The organism is Shewanella intestini (genome assembly GCF_018221465.1).
Lineage (GTDB): Bacteria > Pseudomonadota > Gammaproteobacteria > Enterobacterales > Shewanellaceae > Shewanella > Shewanella intestini.
This window is the reverse complement of record NZ_JAAIKR010000005.1, coordinates 120,442-143,393: the sequence shown is the minus strand read 5'-3', so window position 1 is coordinate 143,393 and position 22,952 is coordinate 120,442. Positions and strand designations below refer to the sequence as shown.

Genomic DNA, 22,952 nt, shown 5'->3' with positions numbered 1-22,952 from the left:
TTTTTGTTCAATTTTAAATAAATATTAATTATCGTCAGGAATAGAAAGATCAATATCATCTAAATCATCTTTTCTATTACTGCTATTTTGATTTTTTTCTTGCGCCATTTTTAATTCAGCAACAGCTAATGCTTTAGACAAGCTTTGCTTTTTACGCCAAATAACCAATAAAATAAGACCCAGTAATAACATACTAACATTAACAGTTATTATCCAAAAAATTGCATTTTTCCGGGCTTTTTCTTCAGCAATTGCGGCTTTTGCTGCTGCTTTAGCTGCAAGTTCTTCCGCCGACGGAGGCGGCTCTGGTGGTCGTAAGTAATTAAAAAACATTTCATGTAAATCAATATAGATTTCTCTACCTTTATCAGTAGTACTAACTGCATTGCCTTTAATGCGGTAGCTGCCGTATTCCACCACTTTGGGTAAAGCCACTCTCATGGTGGTATCAGTCATATCTAGTACTGAGATCGGTAGATTGAGTCCAGCAGGGCCTATCATTTGAAAATGAAAATGCGTTTCTGCCAGTTTTACAGCATCGGTAATGGACAATTCTAACGTCCATTGTCCAGATTGCGCATCTTCAGAGGGTATCACCTTAGCGTTGATTGGTTGCTTTGAAAGCGTAAATGGCATGGTAAAGTCGCGGGTAAAAATGTTATTACGAGCAGTAACCTGTAATTTATAATCACCTGTAGGTTGGTCTAAGTTCGTTTCACCAGTAAAAACGCCGTCATCTGGGCGCTCATCAAGCCCTTCCCCGTTATCTTGATACTTACCGGCAATGACAATCCCTGTGGCATAATTATCGTCGTCACTTTTGTGCATACTAACCAACCGAGTCGTCCATTCAACCATATAACGTAAACCGGGAATGGTGATCATTTTGTCATCGCCAATCAATTTAGCATGAACTTTTAAACGCTCTCCCTTAAACAATGGCTGAGGAAACGGCTCAACCTCAATTTTCATTTTTGACACTTTTTTAATTTCAGAACCAGGTACTATTTGCCCAAGTAATTGCCATGGTCCCGGCATTGGTTTTTCAATGTAAATCATGTCTCCTGAAACACCATCTACCCATTTAACATTTTTGGGATGACGAGATGAATACCATTTTGAGCCATCAGGTAACACAACTACGACAGGTGCAGAACCAAATTGACGTTGTATTACCAAAGTCATGCTATCGACCATAAAATCAATTCTAAAGCGATTTTGTAATTCAGCTGCAGTTGATGCGGTATTTACCATCTTTTTTGTTGAGGCTTGGGCAACATTGACTAATAACAAGTGAATGCAAAATACCCCATAAAAAATGCAAGCCAGTATTCGAGGCTTAAAAAATGAAGATAGAGACAATGACATTATATTTGGATTAACCCCGCCAGAGACATTTTCCAGACTTAGCAACCAGATCAAGTCTTTGTTCATGTGATATTAATTCATCGGCCGATGCAGCGATCACTTTAAGATTTAATCCTGATGTATCTAGTTTACTTACAACCCCGTTATCTTGCCCCGCTTTGTCTCTGGATAAATTGAATTTTATTTGCCCGCCAGTCATGAACAAATACACATCAGCTAAAATTTCAGCGTCGAGTAATGCGCCATGATAAGTACGACGTGAATTATCTATGCCATAACGTTTACATAATGCATCGAGGTTATTTTTTTGCCCCGGGTGCAATTGTTTAGCTATAGCTAAACTGTCTAAAATCGAACAAATGTCTTTAGTGACAGGCCCTTTCGGTTGTAGCTTAGAAAATTCGTGATCCATAAAGCTGACGTCGAAACTCGCGTTATGTGCAACAATTTCTGCGCCATCAATAAAATCGATAAAATCTTGCGCAATTTGATGAAAACGAGGTTCATTAGCAACACGTTCGTCAGTAATTCCGTGGACTTGAATTGCTTCTTCATCAATTAATTGACCAGGGTTGACGTATTGATGATAAGTGCGTCCGGTCAGTTTACGGTTAATCACCTCAACACAACCAATTTCGATAATTCGATGGCCAATATATACTGGGCCACCAGCCTGATTCATGCCTGTGGTTTCAGTATCAAGAATGATCTGACGACTTGCACTGGAAATAATATTCATTAATGGGGGATCTCAATTAACAAAATGATTTGAAAAAAAGTATAATTTCATTTTTAGTCTATGGTATCAATTTGATGAACCAACTTAAACATGTTCATATTTTTACTGATGGTTCATGCTTGGGCAACCCAGGGCCTGGTGGATTTGGAGTGGTGATGAAATACAGGCATCACGTAAAAGAACTTGCTGGTGGTTTCAATTTAACGACCAATAATCGTATGGAGCTGTTGGCTCCTATCGTGGCACTTGAAGCACTATTTGAACCTTGCAAAATTACCCTCACCTCAGACAGCCAATATATGCGGCAAGGAATCACCTCCTGGATTCACGGTTGGAAGAAAAATGGCTGGCAAACCAAGGCCAAACAAAATGTCAAAAACGTTGATTTATGGCAAAGACTTGATAAAGCAATTGCAGCACATGCTATCGACTGGCATTGGGTTAAAGGTCACTCTGGCCATACAGAAAATGAACGCTGTGATAAATTAGCCCGTGATGCAGCAGAAGCAAAACCTAAAACCATAGATGAAGGCTATCAAGCCCAATCTTAATCTATTGTTTTCCTATCGTGTTTATTTAATTGCTCATAATTTACATTTCTACCCGCACTTGGTGCTGTGGCCCAAGGCGTTGTTTTTTGCTCTTGATTTTGTCTTATTCGGCTAAGCGGAATATCAACTTTTTTAGCAACAATTAAATATACGCCACCGACATTAGGCAACCAATGCTGCAATTTATCTTGCATTCGCAGCATATTAGGTCTTTTAGTGAGTAATGAATCAAACATAAAGCGTTCATCACTTTGGATTTGATAACCTAACAAACCAAGCCAATCTTTAATTCTAGAAGGCATAAAAAACTGCCCACACCAAGGTAATTGAGTTTGACATTTAGGTAGTAACTTACCTAAAAATAATGGACTCACTGGATTAAAGCCGATTAAAAACAAATAACCACCACTAATTAATACACGATCCATTTCTCGAAGAACTTGATAGGGATCGGTTTCATATTCTAAGTTAAACACACTTAACAATGAATCAATTGATTTAGTGTTAACAGGTAAATGATGCAGGTCAGCATGTGCATCAGGAAGATGGTTATCGCAGTTGCTATCGAACATGCTGTAATGACGGGATACACTACAATGCAAACTTGAAACTTGTGCGCTAAGCGCACCGAGTTTAAGTAAGTGGTAACCAAAGACACGTGGCCACCATGGTTTTAGTTGTCGTTCAATGGCGTTTTTAATCATTTCACCATCATGAAATTGTTGCCAATGATTCGGTTTATCCGGCACTAACAACCTCCCTTTCTTCGCAAATACTGATATTTTTGTTCGGTTACGTTACTCTAAGGTATCACCAATTAAAATCCAAAAATATGCTAACAATACATACCATACCTGCATTTAATGATAACTATATCTGGCTAATCGAGCACAATAAGTTGGCTTATGTTGTCGACCCTGGAGATGCGCAAGCCGTAACAACATACCTTGCTAAGCACCCGCACCTAACATTAACAGGCATTTTAATCACGCATCATCATCACGACCATACAGGTGGCATTAATGAGTTGTGCCGATTGCACCGACAGCAGTTACATGTTTATGGGCCTGATAACAACAATATTGCCAATATTTCTTTCCCTATTTCATTTAATGATAATGACACTAAACAAATCCACTTAACAGGAATAGATCTCATCATTAAGGCATACAAAACCCCAGGTCATACTCTGGATCACATTTGTTACCACATAGAAGACAAACTATTTTGTGGTGATACGCTATTTAGTGGTGGTTGCGGGCGTTTGTTTGAAGGCAATGCACTGCAGATGCATCAGAGTTTGCAGCGATTAGCTTCACTTGATGATAATACACAAGTGTATTGTGCCCATGAGTACACACAAGCAAACCTTGATTTTGCCCTGCATATTGACCCATTGAACAATGCACTTGTTGATTATCAGCAACGCGTAACTGGCTTGCGCCAACAAGGTATTTCCACCCTTCCATCAACGATAGGACTAGAAAAACAAATAAACCCGTTTTTGCGCACAGATAATCAACACATTCAGCACTGCTTACAGCTAACACAAGTAAAGCAAAATGTTGATAAGCTCGAGGTATTTACTCAACTGCGGTTATTAAAAGATAGCTTTTAATCCACAAATGCGAACTAGTCATACATCAATGGAAAAGACTTTAGAACAAAAATCCTCTACAATGCTGCGCCAATTAACAAATATGTAATGCAATTTTATATACCAAATGCGTTACTCAGTGACCCAAGGATTGTTTGTTTAATGAAACTTAGATCGACTCTTGTTTTAGGAAGTTTATTTGCGATTAGTGGCTGTCAAAGCCTCACTACAAGCCCTGATACTACAACAACTAAAACCAATGCAGCCGTAATTAGTGTCAAATCGACTTCTCTTCAAGCAGATAATGTTGAAGCGGTTCAACAACATGTTGCTGAAGTCACTGATGTTTGGCAGCGTATGGCAAATGGATTTCATTTAGCTGTACCTGATAAAAAATTAGTTAATCAATACCGTCAATGGTATTTAAACAACCCTAAGCATCTTGAAATAGTGTCTCAGCGTGCTGCGCCTTATATGCATTATATTGTTGAAGAAGTAGAGCGTCGTGGCTTACCTCTTGAGATTGCTTTACTACCTATCATTGAAAGTGCATTTGATACCCATGCATATTCAGGCATGCATGCTTCTGGGTTATGGCAATTAACCGCGCCAACCGCCAAAACCTTTGGTGTGCGCTCAGATTGGTGGTACGACGGCAGACGTGACGTAATAGCTTCAACGAATGCAGCACTCGATTTATTAGAATATTTATACGCCAAAATGGGACACAACTGGTTATATGCTGTAGCAGCATATAATACTGGCGAAGGTCGTGTGTTTAATGCCATAAAACGTAATAAAGCTAAAGGCAAACCTGTTGATTTTTGGTCGTTGTCATTACCGCGCGAAACTTCACGGTATGTACCACAACTGCTCGCTTTAGCTGATGTAATTAAGCATGCCAACAATAATGGTCAACATCTGTATCCCATTATTAATCAGCCTAGTATAAAAGTGGTTGATATTGGAAGTCAGCTAGATTTAAACCTCGCCGCAGACTTAGCCGATGTATCGGTTAACGACATCAAAAAACTTAATGCAGGTCTAAAAAGCTGGGCAACACCTCCTTCAGGGCCACATCAATTATTATTACCCAGCGATAAAGTTGCCGGTTTTAAAAGGAAATTAGAACAACTTGATCCAGCTGAAAGAATTAATTGGTTACGCTATCAAATTCAACCTGGCGACAGTCTTAGCGTAATTGCAAAACAATTTAATATCACTTCCAGCATTATTCGCAGTAACAATGGCTTAAAAAATAACAACATTATTGCAGGAAAGCATTTAATTATTCCGGTTGCTTCAAATGGTGAAATGCTCAATATTAACAATGTTGCATTAACCGCAAAGCACACACTTGAGCACAATGATGTCAAACGCAAAGTGACCTATAAAGTACGTTCAGGTGACTCTTTGTGGAAGATTGCACGTCGATTTGATATTCGAGTTGCACAACTGACTCAATGGAACAATTTACACAAAGATCAAGCGTTATCGATTGGTAGAAGCTTAGTTGTCTATCCAAACCAAGATAACAACAGCAAAATTTTGCAATACCAAGTTAAATCTGGTGATTCACTTAATAGGATTGCCAACAAATACAAGGTAACCGTTCAAAATTTAATTAAGTGGAATGGATTAGAAAATAAAAAATACATCCAACCTGGCCAAACCTTAACGTTAAGATTAACCAACAGTTAATTTTTCCTACAATAAAAAAATCAGACTCATTTGAGTCTGATTTTTATTTGTCAATTGTTCTCTTAAAAATTAAAAACCACCTAACTTTTTCAATAAGCTGTCTTTAAGTTTATCTTTTGCTTTGTCGGTTTCTTGCTTTAATTTAGCCTTAAACAAGGCATCGGTATCTAAGCCAAATTTAGGCTCTGCAAAAGTTCCAGTTATGGTTAATGGAATATCAATACCCGCTAACGAGTCATCCGTTTGCTCAGTTTGTCCTGACAACGAGCCCACAACACGTGTCGTCAACGCATATTCTATGGTTTGTGAATCGATATTGGCAGTTCCCTTACCACTTATTCGTAATAAGGGTGATGCCATCGCCAAATCGGGATTACTAACTACCGCATTGTTCAAATTAAATGAACCAGTCAAACTGGTGAAGTCTGTTTTTAATTCTTGTGAATTATCATTGCTAGCCCCTTTACCTGTCAGCGTTTGTTTGGCGTTTCTAATCATTTGAGGAATATTAACCCCATATAAGCTGCCATCTGCAATGGTAAAATTGCCATCTGCATTGAGTGTTTTTTTTATGTTATCCACAATCAAACTACTGCCTTTGCCCTTTACTGCAAATTTAGCTTTACCCGACAACATGTCTATTTCTGAGGCATCGGTCAAAAGCGGCCTAAACTGCACGCCATCAAGGTTAACGTCAAATTGATAACTCGGCACTTTTGTTCTGCCATCAAGTAATGCCGAAGTGGTTAAACGGCCTTGATAAATGTCGGCATTTAACTGGGTTAATTTCAACACCCCTTTCTTGACTGAAGCGACCATATCCCAGTTTTGCGTAACCAGCTTGTCGGCTTTAATCGACTTAGCAGTTAATTTAACATCCACATCAACGGTTTTTAATACGCTTAAATCAGGTTCAATTTTACTTGCTGAATTCGATGTAGGCGTTTGTTGAGTACTGTTAGACTTTTCTGCCGACTGCAAATAAGGATTAACATCAATATCATTAAAGGCTAAGTTGATATCAATCGCAGGTATGCTATTACCATAATTAACAGCTATATCGCCTTTACCACTTATTGCATCGATGTCTAACGCGGTTAAATGTAACGTGAGTTGTTGTTGCTTAGTATTAACACTCAAGTTGCTTAACACTTGGGCAGTCACTTTTTGATTTGGTAATTTAGGCCCTGTAACGGTTTTTTCTATCTTAAGATTATTGATATTAATGATCTCAGCGCGTTGATCTACTAATAGCTCACCATTACCGACTGAAGTGACCTGCATTTCAGGAAGAGATGCATTAAATTCAAAAGAAAAATCCGCTTTTTGTCCTAATGCAAACTCACCGACAGTTAGCGATGATAAATTGAAACTTTGTTGAGTGTCAGTTCTTTCATCAAACAAATTAATTTGAGTATTAGTGATATTAATTCCACCAATGTAAATATTTGATAACTCAAAATTAGTCTTGGTTGGTTTGTTATCAGTTGGGGCAGTATGCTGGTTTTTATTAGTTTGAGTCAGCCCATCAAAACTCGTAGTTCCATCATTACGATTGACAATATTAACGACTAAGCCATCGAGGGTAAGCTCTTTAACTTCAATCTTTTGGCTTAAAAGCGGCATAAAAGCCACACTAGCAACGACCTTATTGACTTTAACCATGTCAGTTGGTTTAACCGTCTCAGGGTTTGCTAACACTATGCCACCCAAATTAATCCCAATAGTTGGGAAAAAACTCCAACTTAAATCTTGGTTGATTTGCATATTTCTGCCTGTTTGTTGCTTAACGGCATCAATTATTTGCGGCTTATAATCATTTAGATCAAAAAATTGGGTGATGAATACCACGACACTCACCACCACCAATAGTGCTGCAGCTAAAAACCACTTAATTACTTTCATTACATCATCCTTGTGTTGTGAGTTAATTCAATTTTAGCTCAAATTTGTTATATCTAGCGCTTTATGACTAACTGCAACGCCATTAAGATCGGCATAAATGTACATTTCGGGTGTGATTGTTACTTGTCCAATTTTCAAGGCAATATTCACTGAGCCTTTGTCAAATTTCTCGGTTTTGATTGGGTGCGTCCCTAAAGCTTTAACACCTAAATTCAAAGTATTAATTGTTGCTACGTCTCTTATACAGCCGCGTATAATTATACCTTCCCATTGATTATCAATTGCGCTTTTGGCAATCAAGTCACCCAATAATGCTTTATTCATTGACCCTTTACCATCAACAACAAGCACTCTACCTTTACCTGGCGATGCAAGCAGTTGTTTTACTTTGGAGTTATCCTCAAAGCAACTGACTGTCACCACTTGACCGTGAAAGACACTTTTCAGCCCAAATGATTGCCAATGTAGTGATACTAATTGTAAATCATCTGCATATTGATCAAATAAATCAGGTAGTAAATCTAGCATCTTTGCTCCTTGCCTTATAAGATGGTTAATTATTGATATTAAACAATATCAGCAACCAACTTTCTATTCACTTTTACTTTTTATTTAACTAATAAAGTTAAAACAGCACATATGGACGTATAATGGATAAAAAAATCGATTTAAACGATATAATTCATGCATTTGATGAACTAAATTACGAAAACAAAACCACGGGTAGTCTTGATCAAGCCAGAAACATCAAACAAATGAAAGAGTATTTATCAGGTTTAGGTTACAGTTTTAAACGTATGCAAGTTTTGCAAGCCGCCGTCGATGAAATGGTGACTGAAATGCAAGAGGATATGAGAAAACAAGAATTGATTCAGACGTTTAAAACTAAAGTAATTAATTTATCGCGAAGTTACAAAATCAGTTATCAAGAAGTTATCAATATAATGTGGCAATTAAAAAAATAACCCCCCACATATTGTTATTACCGTAAATAATGCTGCAAATTACCTAATATTCTTAGAATATCTAGATAAATTTGTTAATAGTTTCTTTTTAGATTGAATTATCTCCCGTTTAAAAGGCCATTTATAATGATAGATACATTAGAGATGATAAATATTACTGCTAATAAAATGCGTGAGAATATAATTTAACAAACAAAAGATAGGACCGTTTAACCCCATTCATGATTTTTGTGACAAAGAATAAATGACGATGCTTTTTGAGCAAAAGCGATGACACGCACACCAATCAAGAGACGGAACAACTAAGCAGCGACAACTTGTTTTGATAACTGTCTTTTAAGTGGTTGTAAACGATCGTGCATTACTTTAATGGTATCAAATTGGACTAATTGTTTAGTTCCATTAAGCTGACACGATTGTGAAAGTAACAACACGGTAGATGCTTGGAGGCTATTTTCCACAACCAGCACTAATACTCGTTGCCCATTACAGATTAAATTAAACAACTTCCCTACCTCACTGTAAACACACTCAGAACTGGTTTCAAAAAACCAAGATTTTGGCATTTGTGGTTTTAGTAGAAAATTTGCAGCTGTGGCGTTAAGCGCAGTTTGAACAATGGCGGCATCGGACATACGAAGCGCATTAGGTAACCATTCTAATAACGAGATGTAATATTTTGCATGTTCAACAGTAAACTCTGACGAAGCAAGCGCATCAGGAATAAGCAGTTTACTTTTGTAGGGTGTTAAAAACGCCATGTCAGAACCTAATGAAATACTGAGCTGTTTATGCTCTTCATTAAATTCCCATTGCCAGTCCGTATTAGGCATTATTAACATCGCTAGCGTCACCTATGCATTGAATATACAAACATATTAGACGATATTTCAAACAATTTCAAAATATTTAATAAAAAAATAAGCTATTAATCATAATCTTAGCGCGATCTAAAGATCGTTTTTTAGATCGCGGCATGATTTTTGATCAGAGATTAAGATCAATTGCTTACTTTATTTGGCAGTTATCTACGATCGCTTTGACTAATTGCGGACCTTGGTAAATAAACCCAGAGTAAATTTGAACCATAGTAGAACCCGCATCAAATTTATCTTGTGCATCTTTAGCGCTATTAATCCCACCAACACCAATAATTGGCATTGCATCATCAAGGTAATCGGCTAATTGTTTAATCACCTTAGTTGACAGTTCGGTTAACGGCTTGCCACTTAATCCACCCGTTTCTTCGGCATTCTTTAACCCTTGAACGTTATCACGGCTTAATGTGGTATTGGTGGCAATTGCTGCATCAAAATTATTCTTTTTCAATGAGGTTGCAATGCTTCGGATTTCTTCTGTTGTTAAGTCCGGTGCAATTTTTAATGCAATAGGTACATACTTATTATGCTTGGCAGCAAGTTCAGTTTGTTTTTGTTTAATGGCACTCAGTAATTCATCAAGCAATTCACCATATTGCAATGTGCGTAAACCAGGCGTATTTGGTGAAGAGATATTAACGGCTATATAGGCTGCATGTTGATATACCTTATCCATGCAAATTAGGTAGTCATCTTTACCCTGCTCTACTGGTGTATCACGGTTTTTGCCTATATTCACACCGACTAAAATATCAGACTTTTTAGCAATAAGATTACGAACTAAATTATCAACCCCTTTATTGTTAAAACCCATACGGTTAATTATGCCTTTGGCAGGCTTTAAGCGGAACAAACGGGGTTGATCATTACCCGGTTGCGGACGAGGTGTCACAGTTCCAACTTCAATATGACCAAAACCCATGGCATGAAAAGCATCCATCGATTCGCCGTCTTTATCTAAACCCGCAGCTAATCCGACAGGATTAGGAAAAGTGATACCCATGCATTCAACTGGTGCTGATTTAATATTTTGACGGTAGAAACAATTTAGTGGATTGTTTCCCGTCATTTTTAAACTTCCAATCGCGATATTGTGCGCTATTTCAGGATCCATCTGAAACATTACTTTTTGTGCGAGCTTGTAAAACATGTCTTCTCCTAGACCTAAAAAAAACCCTAGCAAATGCTAGGGTTCTTAATATTATAAAGAATTATTGTTGACCTTCACAATGGAGTATCAACAAGTTTAATTCACGTAAAGCAACTGAGAACTTAGCAAATTCATGTGTTTGAGAAACTTTGAAATCGGCTAACATATGATACCAACGAGCAAGTAGGGTTTCATTGTTTGTTATCCACTCATTGATTACTGTATCGGCATCACAGCTATCAGTGCAGGTTCTAAGTACAGCTGAACTTAATGCTCTTTGTTGCCAATCTAACTCTTCACGAAAAGCCGCTCTTGCAAGTGCTTGCCAATGGTTAGAAACAGGTTGAGCACTAATTTGTTCTAAGAACCAATGTAGTTCAACTTTAGCGCCAAGTTTAAAGTAGGTTTCCGAAACAAGTTCTAATGATTTATTTTCAAGCTGGGCAATTTGCGCAATATCTAGTGCTGAAAACAAAGTACTCATTTTAGCGACAACATTAGCCACTTCAACTGGAACATGCTCTTTAGTCAGCGCACTGACTTCCAGATTAATAGCCGATACTTCTGCCGCAATCATATATTGATCAACACTGCCTTTTAATTGATCAAAGACCGGTTTAAAGAAAGCCACTGTTTGTTCAATATTATGGGCGCGATTACGATGACGAATAAACCATCGGCATGCTCGACGCATATTTCGGCGCAATTGATGCAGCATTTCTGCTTGAACAATTGCAGATACTTTACCACTTAAGTCTGTGATTGATTTGGTTAGTAAATCGAGCTCAAAAACTTCTCGGGCCATAGTGTAACTGATTGCAGCATCAGCGACTGTGGCACCAGTCTCATCCTGCATACGTTGCACAAAGTTAAAGCCCATATCGTTGACCAGTTCATTCGCTAATGAAGTCGCAATAATTTCGCCACGTAGTGGATGACCACTCATTTTTTCAGCGTATTTGCTTTGCAATTGCTGCGGGAAATACTCAACTAACAATTTACTTAAAAATGCATCCTCAGTGATTTGTTCAGTCACCAATTGCTCTTTAAGTACCATTTTTGCGTAAGCCACTAACACACATAATTCAGGACGAGTGAGCGTTTTACCATTTGAAAGACGTTCAGCAAGATCATCTTCTGTTGGCAAAAACTCTAATGCGCGGTCTAATTTACCTTCTTTTTCAAGATAATGAATAAAACGAATTTGCTCCTTTAGTTGCGATACACCGTGTACTTGGGTGACAGAAATTGTACGGGCCTGATCTTTACAATCTTTAAGCACGATATCGCCAACTTCATCAGTCATATCCTCGAGTAACTGATTACGTTGCTTAACCGTTAATTCACCATCGGCAACTAAAGTATTTAGGAAAATCTTAATATTCACTTCGTTATCGGAACAATCAACGCCGCCAACATTATCAACAAAGTCGGTGTTCATGCGACCACCATTAGCCGCATATTCGATGCGCCCTAACTGGGTGCAACCTAAGTTTCCGCCTTCACCAATGATACGAGCACGTACTTCAGAACCATTTACTCGCAGCATATCATTAGCACGGTCGCCCACTTCTGCGTGCGTTTCTTTGCTAGATTTAACATAAGTACCAATGCCGCCATTCCATATTAAGTCAACCTGCATTTTAAGTAATTGACTTAACAGTTCATTAGGTGTCATTGAGTCAGCATCGCTATCTAGCATGCGTTTCATTTGCAAAGTTAACTTGATTGACTTTGCTGAGCGTTTGAATACCCCGCCGCCCTTTGAAATAAGTTCGTTGTTATAGTCTTCCCAGCTACTGCGTGGTAAATCAAATAATCGTTGACGCTCAACATAACTTTTTGCGACGTCTGGTGTTGGGTCAATGAAAATATGCATATGGTTAAAAGCAGCAACTAATTTAGTGTGCTTAGATAACAACATGCCATTACCAAATACATCCCCCGCCATATCACCGATAGCCAAACAGGTAAAATCGGTTGTTTGACAATCTATACCTATTTCTAAGAAATGACGTTTAACCGATTCCCAAGCGCCTTTGGCTGTAATGCCCATTTTCTTGTGGTCATAACCATTACTACCACCTGATGCAAATGCATCACCTAGCCAAAAACCATATTCAATGGCAATGGAATTAGCAATATCAGAGAAGGTGGCGGTGCCTTTATCTGCTGCAACAACTAAATACGCATCGTCTTCGTCATGGCGAACAACATCTTGCGGTGGTATAACTTCACCATTTAAAATATTGTCTGAAATATCAAGTAAACCACGGATAAATAATCGGTAACAAGCTTGGCCTTCATTAAAGAATGCCTCTCTTCCCCCTTCTGTTGGCAACTGTTTACACACAAAGCCGCCTTTCGCACCAACAGGCACAATCACAGTATTTTTAACTTGTTGTGCTTTTACTAAGCCCAAGACTTCGGTTCTAAAGTCTTCACGGCGATCTGACCAACGTAACCCACCACGTGCAACTTTACCGCCGCGTAAATGCACACCTTCGACTCTTGGCGAATACACAAATATTTCAAACTTAGGCAACGGCTTAGGCATTTCTGGAATAAGTTCTGGAGAGAACTTAAATGAAATATATGGCTTACATTGACCAGCCGCTAATGTTTGATAGAAGTTGGTTCTTAAGGTGGCATTTATTAAGTCTAAATAACGACGAATAATACGGTCATCATCAAGACTTGATACCTCATCAAGTTGTTTGTCAATTTGCTCAACAAACTTACCTAAGGTGCGGGTTTTAAGCTTAGGATTAAACTTGCGGATGAACATTTTAACTAATAAATCAGCAAGTTTTGGGTATCGTGTAAACGTTTCTTCAATATACGACTGACTAAAGGTTGCATCTATTTGACGCATATATTTAGCATACGCACGTAAAATAGACACCTCACGACCATTAAGCCCTGTTGACAACACCATGCGGTTAAAGCCGTCATCTTCTAATGTTTTTTGCCAAACCTGTGACAGTGCATCTTGGAATCTGTCTTGGCTATCGGCTAAATCATCTGAAGCTGCATTTTGAACGGTCATCAAAAAGTCGAGAACCCAGAAGGTTTTATCATCACCTGTTTTGATCTCGTACGGACGTTCATTAATGACTCTAAGACCAAAGTTTTCCAGCATTGGCAAGACATCTGATAGATGAATTGGCTCATCTTTATGAAATAACTTTAAACGTACTTTATTATCGTTTAATGCCGTTTCTTGAGGTTGATAAAACAACATCCCCAGTTTGTGTTCATCATCTAGCGCTTCTAGGTGCTGAATATCAACCACTGCCGAACTTGGTAATACGTCATCTTTATAGCTTTGTGGGAACGCAGTAAAATAACGTTTTGTTAAGCTAGTGCCTTGTTGCTCACCTACGGCATTTAACAAAGCCGTATTGAGTTTATCTTGCCAAGAACGCGCCGCTTCCGTTAAGTTTTGTTCAATTGCAGCCACATCGACATCCATATTATTATTATCAACTTTAATGATGTAGTGAGTACGAGCCAGAGTCGACTCAGAAAAGTAGGTGGTAAATTCTACTTCTTCAGTGCTATTAAAGTGACGGGCTAGAATACGTTGAGTATCTTGTCTTAATTTGGTGTTGTAACGATCCTTAGAAACATAAACTAAACAAGAAAAGAAACGCCCAAATCCATCTTTACGGACAAATAACTTTAATTTGTCACGATCTTGCATTTCCAGTACACCGTGAGCGACTGAAGACAACTCTTCCACTTTTGCTTGAATAAGCTCATCTCGTGGCAGGTTTTCAAGAATATTCATCAAAGCTTTGTAGTCGTGCGAGCGTGGCGTTAGGCCAGATAATTGTAAAACACGGTCAACTTTTTGAGCGAGTAATGGAATTTCACGAGGACTACGGTTGTATAAATTTGATGCATATAAACCAATGAAACGGTCTTCGCCAACAACATTACCTTGATCGTCAAACCGTTTAACCCCAATGTAATCAATGTAAGCGGGACGATGAACTCGGCTTTTAGTTGAGCTTTTAGTCAGCACAAGTAAGCTGCTATCTAAGGCTTCTTTACGAGCACTGGCAGATAAAGAAGAAAGTAATAGTCCCTTTTCTCCCACCGCAGAATGCGTCTTATTCATCAGACCTAAGCTGGTTTGCATATTAGGAACCAACTCAACGTCACCTTCAACTTTATTTAAGTCATAGTAACGATAACCCAATAATGTAAAGTGATGATTATTCAGATATTGTAGAAAATCTACGGCTTCATTCAACTCTGCTTGTGGGCCGGCAAAAGGACGTAAAGGTAAATCTTTGATGGTTGCAGACATTTTGTCTGATAACTTTTGCCAATCATTTACTGATGCAGAAACATCATCAAGCACTGACTGAATTTCTTGTTCTATGGTTTTAATGTCGACTTCGCTATTTTGACGATCAATTTCAACCAAGAACACAGCAACATTTTCGCCTTTATCTTTAACATCATTAATGTACGACACTTTTTCAACCAAATGGTCTTTACGTTGCACATTAAGCGGCGTATGTAACATCATATGCGATGTGATACCCATACGATTGAATGCCATCGATAAAGAGTCGACCAAAAATGGCATATCTGGCTGTATAACTTCAATAATACTGTGGGTTGATTGCCAACCGTGTTTAGCTTGGCTGGGATTGAAAACCCGAATATGAGTTTGATCGGTTTGCGTTTTGTTTAACGCATTCCAAAGGCTAACAACAGCGCCGTATAAATCACTGTCATTACGGGCATGAAGGTCATCTTTTGACATATGCGCATAAAGGCAGGTAGCAAATTGCTCCACTTGTTTAGCTTGTGAATTAGGGATTTTTGCGTGAATTAACGTGACTACATTTTCCAGTAGTACAGAAGGCATTGCATCTTTCAAAGCCATGTTGCAGATTCCTTAAGCGTCTATGGCAGCGCTCTTATCATTATTTTGAATGCTTCACTTGTGACTCAACAGCAGTTAAACAACCGCTCGATGAGACTTAGCTCAAAGTTTATTACTAAATAGCTGCTTTATCGAGAAAAATTTTAACCAATAAACAGCAATTTACATTGTTTTAAATGGCGATATACCAAGTCAGAGAAAATCTAATCGAATAAACAGACTTTATATGCAAAAAAAAAGAGAAGCTTAACTTCTCTTTTTACCTAAAAAATGTTGTATTACTTCCGCTTAGGCCAAAATATGGCTGAAAGCGCTGGTAGAATAATAATTGCACCTAACATATTTACTAAAAACATAAATGTTAACAGTATCCCCATGTCCATTTGGAATTTTAGTGCAGAAAAAAACCAAGTACTGACACCAATTGCTAATGTCAGTCCAGTAAAGATAACCGCACTGCCACGCTCAACTAACGCTTCGTAATAAGCTTGTTGTACCGCCATTCCATTTGTTAACTTACCAGACATGGTTGAGAGAATATAAATCCCGTAATCAACACCAATCCCCACCCCAAGCGCTATTACAGGTAATGTACTCACAGCTAAGCCTATATTTAACCATGTCATCAATGCTTGCGCTAAGGTTGAAACAACATACAACGGAATAATCACAGCAACGGTGGCTTTTAATGATCTAAAGCTAATTAGACATAATACAAACACCGCGCCATAGACATAAATCATCATTGGCAGCTGCGCTTCACTGACCGCCTCATTCGTTGCCGCCATGACACCAACAGGGCCCGATGCCAACTTAAACTGAATATCAGGTGTATTAAGTTGCTGCGCAACTTGCTTAACTTTATCAATAACCACTTCAATGGTTTCAGCTTTATGGTCTTTTAAGAATAAATACACCGGCATAACCGAACAATTACCATTTAATAAACCAGAGGTGGTTGGCACCCTTCCTACCGCTTGCACTAAACTGGCCGTTGTACGTGGCAGCACTTGCCACTTAGGATTTCCTTCATTAAAGCCTGCATTTACGCGTTTTGCGACTGAGGCTAAACTGGCGGTTGATTCCACTCCTGGTGTATTGGCCACTTGCCACTCAAACTCATCAATGGTTTCTAAAACGCTGTGATAAGTACATGCTTCTGGTGTAGCTTCCACAATTACCGACATAACATCAGTGGTAATTGAATAATTGTTTGTGATGTAAAAGGTATCTAGGTTATAGCGTGAATCTTGATGCAGTGCGGGGGCTCCCCCTTGTAAATCGCCTATTTTCATATTTGCAGATTGTTGGTAGCCGAACAAATATAACAGCGTTGTACAAATTAATACCCAAACAGCGTATTTCGGCGTCGCAAACATTGACAGCTTTAACCACAATTTTTCAATCTTTTGTTTTGTTTGCTCATTGGGCTCTAATTTAGACAAATCTGTATATGAAATAACTAATGGCAGCAAAATGAGGTTGGTTAAAATGATGACGGCTACACCTAACGATGCTGAAATAGCGAGTTCACGAATAATGCCGATATCAATTGCCAATAAGGTTAAGAAACCAACCGTATCTGACAACAACGCAACGCCACCGGGAATTAATAAACTTCTAAATGCACTAGCAGCTGCAGATTTTGTCAATTGACCAGCGAGCACACGCGAACGCACGCCATTGATCATTTGCACCCCGTGACTAACCCCAATAGCAAACACTAAAAATGGGATTAAAATAGACATAGGGTCTAAACCATAACCAACAACGGTCAATAAACCCAACTGCCAAATAACCGCCATTAAACTACACACTAACGGCAACACAGTTAACGTCAATGACTTAGAAAAGAGATATACCATTACCGCGGTGATTGCGATGGCAATAAGGAAAAAAAACACCACGCCTTTGGCGCCTTCGGCAACATCACCAGCCATTTTAGCAAAGCCAATAATATGAATTTTTATGTTGCCATTTTCAAACTGTCCACGAATTTGCTCTTCTAATTGATCAGCAAAAGCAATGGTATCGAGTGGTTCACCTGTTTGTGGATCAAATTCCATTAATTGCGCAGAAACCATTGCTGAAGAATAGTTAGTTGCGATTAATCGTCCGACAATGCCCGCTTTTTCAATGTTATCGCGAACAACACCTAAACCATAATCATCAGTAGTGAAATCTGCTGGAATAACAGGGCCGCCAGCAAAACCATCTTCGACAACTTCAGTGAATCGAGTTGAAGGAGAAAAAAGCGATTTAACTTGTGAACGTTCAACACCAGGAATAAAAAATAACTGATCATGAACATTCTTAAGTACATCGAAAAAGTTTGCATTGAAAATATTACCGCTAGTATCTTCAACCACCACAATAATACTGTTTGCGCCACCAAAATTTTTCTGATGTTTCGTATAGGTTTGCATGTATTGATGATTTAACGGGATGTTTTTACTGAATGCAGCATCCATTTTCAATTGACTGGCTTGATAGCCCAAAAACACTGTCATTAAAATAAATGACAAAATAACCCAAATTCTATTTCGGAATAAGTGGGTCTCAAATCCATTAACGAGTTTATCTAACATCGTGAAGACCTATTATTGTTGTTATATCCACATCCATGTTGCCCTATGGCAATTGGAATAATCCTTTTGTTCCACCAAACCAAATCTGTCCTTTTGGGTTGGCAGTCACGGCGACGATGTTCTCCCCTTGACGGCGGGTGACAATTTCAATGTTGTCATTTTTAAGCTGCAACACCACACCCGCATTACCAACGAACATTAATTCATTATCTGGGGTGATAAATGCATTATTTATTGACGATTCAACAGGAAGATCTATTTTAGTCCAACGACTTAAAGATAAGTCAGACTTAAAAACATGCCCGCGAAGCCCCATAACATAGACTTGGTTTTGATGTTCAATTGCGGAAAACATTGACCCTTCATATCCAAAATCAGTTTTAATGAATGTATTACCCAAATCAGTTGAATAACTGACAAGGCCGAGTTCGCCCACTAATAATAAGCGCTGTCCAGATAACGCAATCACGCGATTGAAATGTGGTAACAGAGCGGCTTTTTCCGACTCATATAATGCAATATCTTCAAGCTTTAACTCTGCTAGATAAGAAACATCTTCTTCAAAGAGTAACTCTTGATGAAACTCTGGCTGCCATAACTGACCACCATCATAGGTGCGATAAAATAAGCCGTATGCCCCAACCGCTATACCATGCTGTGGATTAAAAAAATGCACATCAAGAAATGGTTTTTCTATATCAAATGACTGCATCTGTATCGACCATGTCATACCACCATCTTGGGTATGGATAATGGTTGCATCATGGCCAACAGCCCAGCCTAATTTATCATTAAGGAAAAAAACTTTGGTCAATTGAGCACTAACAGGAGTGGCGACTTGTTGCCATTGACCTTGATTAACTAAAACATGTCCTCGTTCACCAACAGCAACCATACTGTTATTAGTCGCGGTAATATCAAGAATTAATGAGGTCTGAGCAAGTGGTTGAATTTGTGCAGCTAACACATTTTTTTCAGCATGCGCTGTAGCAGCAAAACTTGCCACAACAACCAATACTGCGCTGCGAAGTATGCTAAACGACATACAAACTTCCTTTACAGTCATCGGGGCACACGAATGTGTGCCCCTGATTTGAACGTTTAACGAATACCAGCACGACGCAGTGCGTCAGGGGTAAAGTTACGGCTTGATAACTTAGCGTCAAAATTATACATACGCCCTTCGTTATCTAACCCCATTGCTAAATAGCGACGAGATTGCAAATCATGAAATACCTCAAGCGTACTCCAATGGGTCGGCACTTCGTAATAGTTAATACTATGTGCAGTTGCAACACGATAAAGCTCGTCACGGTTATCGTACATTTCAGCTAAAGACACTTGCCAAGAATCTTCATCAATATAAAACACACGAGTTTTATAGATATGACGCATTCCGTCTTTAAGTGTTGCTTTCACTTCCCAAACACGGTGCTTTTCCCAGCGGCCGTATTCAGGATTAATGTGTCCAGGGGTTAAAATATTTTTATAACTGAGTTTATCTGAATGAAGTTTATAGTCGTTGTATGGAATATAGATTTCTTTCTTCCCGACTAGCTCCCAGTTATAACGCATAGGTGAACCGTTAAACATATCAAAATCATCAGTGGTTCTTAGGCCATCAGATACTGTACCTGGCGTATCAAAAGCAACGTTTGGCGCTTTACGAACACGGCGTTGGCCAGTGTTATAGGTCCATGCTTGCCTCGGCAAAGCTTGTTGATCCATTGTTTCTTTAACTAATAACGCAGTACCAGCAAGACGTGCCGGCTGAGTGACAACTTGTTTAAAATAAAATAATGTATTGCTGTCTTTAAGCTTATCCAAGGTAATTTCTGGCCGAGAATACTCAAAACGAATTTGCTCAGAATTTTCAACTAAGGTGTACGAACCTGATGCAGTCGGTGCAGCTTGGCTACGATGAGTTTCAACATCAACACCACGGAAACGTAAAATATGATTCCAAATAGCTTCTAAACCGTTAGCGGGGATAGGAAATGGTACCCCAATAGTCGCACCACTAATGCCGTTACCTTGTGAAATTAACTCAGCATTTACCGCATTCACTTTAGTGGCATCATAAACATATTGCGGCACTGACGCAGTACGTCTAGTTTGATACACATTCATTTTGTAAGTATCAGGGTAAAGCTCAAATAGCTTAATTTGCCCAGGTGTTAAAAATGATTGATATTGTGCTTTATTGGTATTTGTAATGGTAAATAGCACCGGATCGCTTGTAAAAGGATCTGGATGGTGCATGCCTTTCTCATAACCAGCAACAGGCTGAGTAATTCCGCCATTCCAAGCTGGAATTGAACCATCAGCATTAGCCGCAAGTTCACCACCAAGTGGGGTTAAAGTTGTACCTAATTTTGCCGCTTCTGCTTCAGACACTTTTGCATGGGCTATTGAAACTCCCAGAGCCAAAACAATTGCAGTCGAAATAATCGTCAGTTTTTTCATTATTATTGTCCTTTTTATATTGAAAATTTGACGTTGAATGAAACATAGTCTCTATCCGACATCGCGTTGGTTGTGCCGACACCACCAAAGAAACTGTTATATGAAAAATCAAATCCCCAACGATTTTGGTAATCAAAGTTCACACCCAGTGCCAATGACTTGCGTCCTTCAGTAAACAAAAACAACGGATCAGGGGTGATACCGTCTACGTCATGAGAAAAGATCATTCGTGGAGACATGTTCATTCCCGCCATTAGGTTATTAAAGTCAGCTTTAGCAACCAGACGATAACCCCAAGCAAAATCGGTAGGAAATGGATTTGTTTCAGGGCCATTGTGTAAAGCATCAATAATGCCAGGCATATCTGGATTTCCACCAGAGCGCGCAGTACCCGGACCGCTTAAACGTAATTCATCAAAGCCCGGCATGTCGTGGATCCAAACACCACCAACTTCAGCTAACATGACTAGGTTATCCATACCTAATGTTGGGCCAAATAGATGCGTTACTGTCATTTGTGCTTGAGTGGTATCACGAGTAATAAAGCCATCAACAGTAGAACCTGGGGCAACAACGTCCATTTGCGAAATGCCATCGAGATCTGGACGTAAGCCGGCATTGGCTAACTGCTGTGGCATAGCGGCAAATAATAATTCAACATCGTCAATTTGCAGCGGTTCATCAATACGATGAGCAACTTCACCAGCAACAGAAGTATCACCCACTAATGTGTTGAAACTCGCCCCTAACAATTGAATATCTTCAGGGTAAACAATTTGCGCTTTAGTAAATGTTTGCATATTCAGCATCATTTCACGGGTGATCTCTCCACCGCTTTGTGCCAACAATGCATAATCTGCAGCAATAGCATCGCTGGTAAAGTCAGATGCGGTACCACTGATCAGGGGTCTGCGACTGTGATAATTCATGTAATATAAGCCAAACTCAGTTTCACCAAGTTCAGGTGAATAATAACCAAGTTTAAGACCATATTGGCCATCATCAGGCGCATCTTGTGAATCTTGTACTAAGGCAACTTTTGTTGAATAAGCGGTCATTAATGGCGCTAAACTGGCATCAAATCCTGTTGCCGCTGCCATTTGATAAAGATTTGCATATTCATCCATTAAAAAATCCAAATTAATATCTGGATTGGAATTAAAGCCTAACTGGGCATTTTGTCCATATCCACCAAAACCAGCAAAGTCATTGGTAGCAAAAATTGAACCTGGTGTTGGTACCCAAACTTGTTGCCAGTCATATTGGTAAAAAGCTTCAACGTTTAAATTGTCAGTAACACCTAAGGACGCCCAAACCATACCTTGTGGTCTAAATGCTTCTTTTAATTCTGCACCTGGTGCATTTAAAATATTTAAATCTACCGGGTTAATGACACCAATACCGTGTGCGATTAATGTACTTTCTCCCCATGAAACCACTTGATTACCCACACGAACCGTTAGTGGGTTATTACCATCATTGAAGTCCCAATTAGCGTAAACAAATGCATCTAACAAACGCACATCTTTACACTGAACTTCTGACGCTTGATCATCAGCACAAGGATCGTAAGTACTTCCAGTTAATGGGTCATTGAAATCATACGTACCATCATTAAGTTTGCGGTCGTAAAAATACATCCCACGAACAAAAAGGCCATAATTTTTGTATTGCAGTGAAAGCTCATGTAATCCTTTAAAGATTTCTGATGTTCTATCACCTTGAGAATATAACAGGTTACTTAAATCGTTATTGCTGGAATAAGATCCATCTTGTGACCAAATTTGAGCAGAAGTATATTTAGTGTCGCCAAAGGCTGAATAACCAGTCCAGTCAAATTGCGGTTGATTAACCTTACCAATTTGCCCAGCCCAATCACGTTCACTCACTCGCCAACTAGCACCTAACGTCCAAGTTGAATCAAAAGTTCCATCGACTTCTCCCCAGTTAAATGACACCGCTGAAACAGATGAACTCATTCCTAGGCACAGTGCCGACACCACCCCCAAAGCAAGTGCCGACTTATTAAATCTTTTCTTCATTTTGTTCATTTTTTATCTCCGTAACCTGCCGGATCTGTTGTTATAAGAATTTGACTAACATCTTGTTAGCTTACAGGTAACACCATTGTTACAGCA

The 22,952-nt window shown here is 38.9% G+C and carries 16 protein-coding genes; 4 read left to right on the top strand and 12 right to left on the bottom strand.

The window, feature by feature from the left end; translation table 11 throughout:
* Positions 1-24: 24 nt before the first annotated feature.
* Positions 25-1,368: a TIGR03503 family protein gene (locus G3R48_RS07720; RefSeq protein WP_246504615.1), complete on the bottom strand. Its 1,344-nt coding sequence runs from the start codon at positions 1,366-1,368 to the stop codon at positions 25-27.
* 10 nt (positions 1,369-1,378) lie between these two features.
* Entirely contained in the window at positions 1,379-2,107 is a 729-nt protein-coding gene (dnaQ, locus tag G3R48_RS07715) for a DNA polymerase III subunit epsilon (RefSeq protein ID WP_153663617.1), read from the bottom strand.
* A gap of 74 nt (positions 2,108-2,181) precedes the next feature.
* Between dnaQ and rnhA the strand changes: the two genes are divergently transcribed.
* Positions 2,182-2,658, top strand: coding sequence for a ribonuclease HI (gene rnhA / locus G3R48_RS07710; protein WP_153663619.1), 477 nt, complete (start codon positions 2,182-2,184; stop codon positions 2,656-2,658).
* Here rnhA and G3R48_RS07705 read toward each other — a convergent pair.
* The gene (locus tag G3R48_RS07705; protein WP_380713612.1) at positions 2,655-3,407 is read right to left on the bottom strand and encodes a methyltransferase domain-containing protein; all 753 of its coding nucleotides are present in this window, start codon (positions 3,405-3,407) and stop codon (positions 2,655-2,657) included. The two genes, rnhA and G3R48_RS07705, sit on opposite strands and share 4 nt — an antisense overlap.
* An 83-nt stretch (positions 3,408-3,490) precedes the next feature.
* On the opposite strand from G3R48_RS07705, the gene gloB reads away from it, so the two are divergent.
* Together gloB and G3R48_RS07695 are read left to right on the top strand one after the other, a co-directional pair.
* Entirely contained in the window at positions 3,491-4,276 is a 786-nt protein-coding gene (gene gloB, locus G3R48_RS07700; protein WP_153663621.1) for a hydroxyacylglutathione hydrolase, read from the top strand.
* Between the two features lie 141 nt (positions 4,277-4,417).
* Entirely contained in the window at positions 4,418-5,956 is a 1,539-nt protein-coding gene (locus tag G3R48_RS07695) for a lytic transglycosylase (RefSeq protein WP_153663623.1), read from the top strand.
* A gap of 69 nt (positions 5,957-6,025) precedes the next feature.
* Here G3R48_RS07695 and G3R48_RS07690 read toward each other — a convergent pair whose 3' ends face one another.
* Positions 6,026-7,861: an AsmA family protein gene (locus G3R48_RS07690; RefSeq protein ID WP_153663625.1), complete on the bottom strand. Its 1,836-nt coding sequence runs from the start codon at positions 7,859-7,861 to the stop codon at positions 6,026-6,028.
* A 33-nt stretch (positions 7,862-7,894) separates the two neighbouring features.
* A complete protein-coding gene (locus G3R48_RS07685) occupies positions 7,895-8,389 on the bottom strand; it encodes a putative 4-hydroxy-4-methyl-2-oxoglutarate aldolase (RefSeq protein ID WP_153663627.1) in 495 nt (164 codons plus the stop codon).
* 122 nt (positions 8,390-8,511) lie between these two features.
* Here G3R48_RS07685 and G3R48_RS07680 point away from each other — a divergent pair, with 122 nt between their 5' ends.
* Positions 8,512-8,826 (top strand): hypothetical protein, encoded by a 315-nt coding sequence (locus G3R48_RS07680; protein ID WP_153663629.1) that lies wholly within the window; start codon positions 8,512-8,514, stop codon positions 8,824-8,826.
* A 302-nt stretch (positions 8,827-9,128) separates the two neighbouring features.
* On the opposite strand, the gene G3R48_RS07675 is transcribed toward G3R48_RS07680, so the two are convergent.
* From G3R48_RS07675 to G3R48_RS07645, 7 genes are all read right to left on the bottom strand, one after another.
* Positions 9,129-9,668 carry a cell division protein ZapC gene (locus G3R48_RS07675; RefSeq protein ID WP_153663631.1) on the bottom strand — a complete coding sequence of 180 codons (540 nt, stop codon included), beginning with the start codon at positions 9,666-9,668 and terminating at the stop codon, positions 9,129-9,131.
* Between the two features lie 166 nt (positions 9,669-9,834).
* The gene (gene pyrD, locus G3R48_RS07670) at positions 9,835-10,854 is read right to left on the bottom strand and encodes a quinone-dependent dihydroorotate dehydrogenase (protein WP_153663633.1); all 1,020 of its coding nucleotides are present in this window, start codon (positions 10,852-10,854) and stop codon (positions 9,835-9,837) included.
* A gap of 61 nt (positions 10,855-10,915) precedes the next feature.
* Positions 10,916-15,760 (bottom strand): NAD-glutamate dehydrogenase, encoded by a 4,845-nt coding sequence (locus tag G3R48_RS07665; protein ID WP_153663634.1) that lies wholly within the window; start codon positions 15,758-15,760, stop codon positions 10,916-10,918.
* 278 nt (positions 15,761-16,038) lie between these two features.
* Positions 16,039-18,348 (bottom strand): efflux RND transporter permease subunit, encoded by a 2,310-nt coding sequence (locus G3R48_RS07660; protein WP_153663636.1) that lies wholly within the window; start codon positions 18,346-18,348, stop codon positions 16,039-16,041.
* Positions 18,349-18,391: 43 nt separating this feature from the next.
* Positions 18,392-19,393, bottom strand: coding sequence for a YCF48-related protein (locus G3R48_RS07655; protein WP_153663638.1), 1,002 nt, complete (start codon positions 19,391-19,393; stop codon positions 18,392-18,394).
* Positions 19,394-19,449: 56 nt separating this feature from the next.
* Positions 19,450-20,814, bottom strand: a complete 1,365-nt coding sequence (locus tag G3R48_RS07650) for a DUF1329 domain-containing protein (protein ID WP_153663640.1) — start codon at positions 20,812-20,814, stop codon at positions 19,450-19,452.
* A gap of 14 nt (positions 20,815-20,828) precedes the next feature.
* Positions 20,829-22,865, bottom strand: a complete 2,037-nt coding sequence (locus G3R48_RS07645; protein WP_153663642.1) for a DUF1302 domain-containing protein — start codon at positions 22,863-22,865, stop codon at positions 20,829-20,831.
* Positions 22,866-22,952 lie beyond the last annotated feature (87 nt).

What these genes read in the sequence shown, in the direction of transcription:
- G3R48_RS07720 (WP_246504615.1), bottom strand. Translation starts at nt 1,368, where the DNA reads ATGTCATTGTCTCTATCTTCATTTTTTAAGCCTCGAATACTGGCTTGC.
- dnaQ (WP_153663617.1), bottom strand. Translation starts at nt 2,107, where the DNA reads ATGAATATTATTTCCAGTGCAAGTCGTCAGATCATTCTTGATACTGAA.
- rnhA (WP_153663619.1), top strand. Translation starts at nt 2,182, where the DNA reads ATGAACCAACTTAAACATGTTCATATTTTTACTGATGGTTCATGCTTG.
- gloB (WP_153663621.1), top strand. Translation starts at nt 3,491, where the DNA reads ATGCTAACAATACATACCATACCTGCATTTAATGATAACTATATCTGG.
- G3R48_RS07695 (WP_153663623.1), top strand. Translation starts at nt 4,418, where the DNA reads ATGAAACTTAGATCGACTCTTGTTTTAGGAAGTTTATTTGCGATTAGT.
- G3R48_RS07690 (WP_153663625.1), bottom strand. Translation starts at nt 7,861, where the DNA reads ATGAAAGTAATTAAGTGGTTTTTAGCTGCAGCACTATTGGTGGTGGTG.
- G3R48_RS07685 (WP_153663627.1), bottom strand. Translation starts at nt 8,389, where the DNA reads ATGCTAGATTTACTACCTGATTTATTTGATCAATATGCAGATGATTTA.
- G3R48_RS07680 (WP_153663629.1), top strand. Translation starts at nt 8,512, where the DNA reads ATGGATAAAAAAATCGATTTAAACGATATAATTCATGCATTTGATGAA.
- G3R48_RS07675 (WP_153663631.1), bottom strand. Translation starts at nt 9,668, where the DNA reads ATGTTAATAATGCCTAATACGGACTGGCAATGGGAATTTAATGAAGAG.
- pyrD (WP_153663633.1), bottom strand. Translation starts at nt 10,854, where the DNA reads ATGTTTTACAAGCTCGCACAAAAAGTAATGTTTCAGATGGATCCTGAA.
- G3R48_RS07665 (WP_153663634.1), bottom strand. Translation starts at nt 15,760, where the DNA reads ATGGCTTTGAAAGATGCAATGCCTTCTGTACTACTGGAAAATGTAGTC.
- G3R48_RS07660 (WP_153663636.1), bottom strand. Translation starts at nt 18,348, where the DNA reads ATGTTAGATAAACTCGTTAATGGATTTGAGACCCACTTATTCCGAAAT.
- G3R48_RS07655 (WP_153663638.1), bottom strand. Translation starts at nt 19,393, where the DNA reads ATGTCGTTTAGCATACTTCGCAGCGCAGTATTGGTTGTTGTGGCAAGT.
- G3R48_RS07650 (WP_153663640.1), bottom strand. Translation starts at nt 20,814, where the DNA reads ATGAAAAAACTGACGATTATTTCGACTGCAATTGTTTTGGCTCTGGGA.
- G3R48_RS07645 (WP_153663642.1), bottom strand. Translation starts at nt 22,865, where the DNA reads ATGAACAAAATGAAGAAAAGATTTAATAAGTCGGCACTTGCTTTGGGG.